General features: G+C 61.0%; 6 protein-coding genes and 1 tRNA gene. 4 read left to right on the forward strand and 3 right to left on the reverse strand.

The window, feature by feature from the left end:
- Positions 1–343: 343 nt before the first annotated feature.
- From ASE60_RS21750 to ASE60_RS21765, 4 genes are read left to right on the forward strand one after another with little or no spacing between them, the layout of a single operon-like run.
- Positions 344–601 (forward strand): type II toxin-antitoxin system VapB family antitoxin, encoded by a 258-nt coding sequence (locus ASE60_RS21750; protein WP_057252921.1) that lies wholly within the window; start codon positions 344–346, stop codon positions 599–601.
- Complete coding sequence (locus ASE60_RS21755; protein ID WP_057252923.1) at positions 598–999, forward strand: type II toxin-antitoxin system VapC family toxin; 402 nt, start codon at positions 598–600, stop codon at positions 997–999. Before ASE60_RS21750 ends, ASE60_RS21755 begins: the two co-directional genes overlap by 4 nt.
- A gap of 33 nt (positions 1,000–1,032) precedes the next feature.
- Positions 1,033–1,317, forward strand: a complete 285-nt coding sequence (locus tag ASE60_RS21760; RefSeq protein WP_057252925.1) for a hypothetical protein — start codon at positions 1,033–1,035, stop codon at positions 1,315–1,317.
- Entirely contained in the window at positions 1,310–2,491 is a 1,182-nt protein-coding gene (locus ASE60_RS21765; protein ID WP_057252927.1) for a site-specific integrase, read from the forward strand. The genes ASE60_RS21760 and ASE60_RS21765 overlap by 8 nt, the downstream gene beginning before the upstream one ends.
- 6 nt (positions 2,492–2,497) lie before the next feature.
- On the opposite strand, the gene ASE60_RS21770 is transcribed toward ASE60_RS21765, so the two are convergent.
- The 3 genes from ASE60_RS21770 to ASE60_RS21775 form a co-directional block, all read right to left on the reverse strand.
- Positions 2,498–2,833 carry a hypothetical protein gene (locus ASE60_RS21770; protein ID WP_057252929.1) on the reverse strand — a complete coding sequence of 112 codons (336 nt, stop codon included), beginning with the start codon at positions 2,831–2,833 and terminating at the stop codon, positions 2,498–2,500.
- Positions 2,834–2,900: 67 nt separating this feature from the next.
- Positions 2,901–3,143 (reverse strand): transposase, encoded by a 243-nt coding sequence (locus ASE60_RS36060; RefSeq protein ID WP_113479904.1) that lies wholly within the window; start codon positions 3,141–3,143, stop codon positions 2,901–2,903.
- A 187-nt stretch (positions 3,144–3,330) separates the two neighbouring features.
- Positions 3,331–3,407: transfer RNA gene (locus tag ASE60_RS21775), tRNA-Met, on the reverse strand.
- Positions 3,408–3,564 lie beyond the last annotated feature (157 nt).

The following is a 3,564-nucleotide window of genomic DNA, read 5'->3' on the forward strand; positions in this document are numbered from 1 at the left end:
GACTACCCGCGCATGACTCGGGGCCGATGTGGATCGCTACTCCTTCATCGTAATGGACTTGCACCATCTACTCCTTGCCGGTTTGTACCGGCGTTCCCACCAAATCTGCCCCGCTTACCCGCGCTTTCGCCAATTTAAGAACGATTAACCGTTTGAATTGGCGTATTAAATCGCACGCACGGATACTAAGCACCAACATCGTTCCGTCACCCAAACGTCCCGCATTCTCGACCATGACTATCGATAGTGATTAAGTATCGATAGCGAGCCATCTCGAAGTGATTTTCTTGCCATCTAAAACTATAGTAGCTATATTCGAAGGGATTTCGATCGAGGAAACGCAATGTCCGAACCGCAACTGTCCGTCCGCAGCACCAAGGCCAGGGATCTGGCGCACGCGCTGGCGCGCCGCACGGGTCAGCCGATCAACAGGCTCGTCGAGCAGGCGCTCGAGCACTACGATCTGGAACTGCGCCAGCAGTCTATCCGGGCGCCGATCGATGTCCTGTCGGATTTGATGGCCGAAGGGCGGCGTGCGGTCTCGGCCGGCACGACATCCGCGCATGACGATTACTACGACGACTACGGTTTGCCGCGATGATCGCTGTCGATACGTCGGTCATTCTGGCGATGGCTCTGGCAGAGCCGGAGGCCGAACGGTTCACTGCGTTGGTGGGGCAGGAGGCCGTTGCGATCGGCTGGCCGACGCTGCTTGAGGCGCGCATGGTGCTGGCAGGCAGAGGATTTCCCAACGCTTCGGACATTGTCGATCAGCTTGTCCAGCTGCCGAACGTCACCGCGATTGCGTTCGACGAGGCGCATTACCGAGAAGCGGAACGAGCGTTCGACCGCTTCGGCAAAGGCCGCCATCCGGCCACGCTCAACATGGGCGACTGCTTTTCCTATGCTGTTGCGAGGATCACCAAAGCGCCGCTGTTGTTCAAGGGCAACGATTTTGGCCAGACGGACCTGAAAATTCACCCGGCATCATCCGGCTGAAGGACGATTGCCCACCAAGCCCGACGGGATCCCATGGAAGTCCGCGTCAGATTTGCTCTCGAAAAACTGCTGACCATCGCCCACGAGGACGCCGGCCAGGGCCGGCGGGTGGCGAAATTCCTGCTCGCCTGGTGGAACGCCGACGCCAATGGGGGCTTCGATCTCGCCGACCTGTTCGCCGTCGACCGCGCGGTCTCGGAGGACATGGCGACGATCTTCACCTCTCTCGCGCGGGAGGAAGATGCGGTCTACCCGACCGACTACCGCGGCGAGCTCGAAAGCATCATCAAACGCTGGCGGCCGCAAACCGATGGCTAAATCCGGCAAGAGCGTGAAGGCGACGTCCATTTCCGACGCTGTGCTGCGGCGTGCAGAGCAGCTCGACGCCCTCGAGGCCATCCTGCCCTTCGATCGCCGCGACCGACTCGCCGCACTTCTGACCGACGACGACGTCGATACCCTCAAGCACCTCGCCGGCGAAGGCATTGGCGACAATACACTTCGCGCACTCGCCTCCGATCTCGGTTACCTTGAGGCCTGGTGCCAACTCGCCACCGGCGTCCCCCTCCCCTGGCCCGCACCCGAGAGCCTGCTGCTCAAGTTTGTCGCTCATCACCTTTGGGACCCGATCAAGCGCGCCGAGGAGCCCAGCCATGGCATGCCGGCGGAAGTGGAAGATGGCCTCCGTGAGCGCCGGCAGCTTCGGTCCGAGGGACCGCACGCGCCCGACACGGTGCGGCGTCGGCTGACGAGCTGGTCGATCCTCACCAGGTGGCGCGGCCTTACCGGCTGCTTTGACGGTCCTTCGCTCAGATCCGCTCTGCGGCTCGCCGTTCGCGCCAGCGCCCGACCACGACAGCGCAAGAGCAAAAAGGCGGTCACAGCCGATGTTCTGGCGCAATTGCTGCTGGCCTGCGCCGGCGAAAGCCTGGTGAACTTGCGCGATCGCGCACTGCTGTTGGTCGCCTTCGCGTCCGGCGGTCGCCGCCGCTCGGAAGTGGCGGCATTGCGGGTCGAGGATCTAACCGACGAAGAGCCGGTGCGGGCCAACCCTACCGATGAAAACTCCGCCCTCCTCCCATGCTTGTCACTCCGCGTGGGCCGGACGAAAACGACGACGCGTGACGACGACGAACAGGTAGTCCTCATCGGCCGGCCAGTGGTGGCGTTGCGACGCTGGCTTGAGGAAGCCGATATCAAGGATGGCCCCGTGTTTCGGCGCATCGACCAGTGGGGAAACATCGACCGGCGAGCCCTGACACCGCAATCCGTCAACCTGATCCTGAAAGGCCGTTGCAAACAGTCGGGACTCGACCCGACCTTGTTTTCGGCGCATGGACTGCGGTCAGGCTATCTCACCGAGGCTGCCAACCGCGGTGTTTCCTTGCCAGAGGCAATGCAGCAGTCGCTGCACAAATCGGTGGCCCAGGCGGCGCGCTATTATAACAACGCGGAGCGAAAGAATGGACGAGCGGCCCGGCTCATCGTCTAGGCGAGACTACGCGCCGAATAATGTATCAGCTCGCTTCTCAAACGACTGCCATTCTTCAGGCTCAGCTTCCGCCTCCGATCTATCGCGCAGGTCAGCGGCTACCGCCGCCCGGCCCCAGGCTTCAGCGCGCTGCATAAGCGACACCATCTCTGCCTTCAAGCGATGCGAGCGCTGGAGGTCGGCGGCTTGCTCGGCATTCTGGCGCGGATCATAGAACACGCCGATTTCCGCGTCGGCCGCCTTTCGTTCCGCTTCCAACTGCGCCGTCAGTGCGGCCAACTCGGCCTTCACCGCAAAATACCGTCTCATCACAACGATGAGTTCGCGGTCGTCCGTCTCCATGAGCTCTCCCGAGGTTCTGTTTGCATGAGCACAATGATGATCAACAACAAGGCAGAATCGCGATGGGTCATTGGACTTCACAGTTTGGCGCAACGAAAATATCTGGCGTGGAAGGAGTGGGCCGCCCAGCACGAGCATTGCGGCGCCAGCCAAATAATTGCGACGGATGTATTCCGATGCGATGCGCAATCGCCAAAACGCTTGCGCCGGGCTCCATTGCCTCAGCCACGGCCCGCTCCTTGAATTCATCGGACCACCGTCGCCGAAACTGCCGCGGCGCACCCTCAAGCCGTTCCGGAACGGCTTCGATCGGAAGTTTCTAGTTCCAGAGCTAGGCGCAGACATAGAAGCTCACAGTCTGTGAATCGTCTGTCCGCAATACAGGCCCCCGCGCTACCTACGCCAGATGGGGTCAGCTTGCCGCTTACCGTTCTCTCCGGGTAGCGCTTGAACGCCAAAAAGCCCGGCGGATTTCTCCGCGCGGGCTTTTGAGTGTTTGGTTGCGGGGGCAGGATTTGAACCTGCGGCCTTCAGGTTATGAGCCTGACGAGCTACCGGGCTGCTCCACCCCGCGCCATCTAGGTAAACCGCTAAGCGGTTTATCCGTCATCGCGGTAAATCCCTATGGGATTTATCCGCTCTTTCCGGGTTTTGCCGAAGGCAAAATCCCGTTTAGTCCGGTCCGAGTTTTGCGAAGCAAAATCTCGTTGTTTGTCTGTGCCGAGCAAATC

Source organism: Ensifer sp. Root278 (assembly GCF_001429285.1).
Taxonomy (GTDB): Bacteria; Pseudomonadota; Alphaproteobacteria; order Rhizobiales; family Rhizobiaceae; genus Ensifer.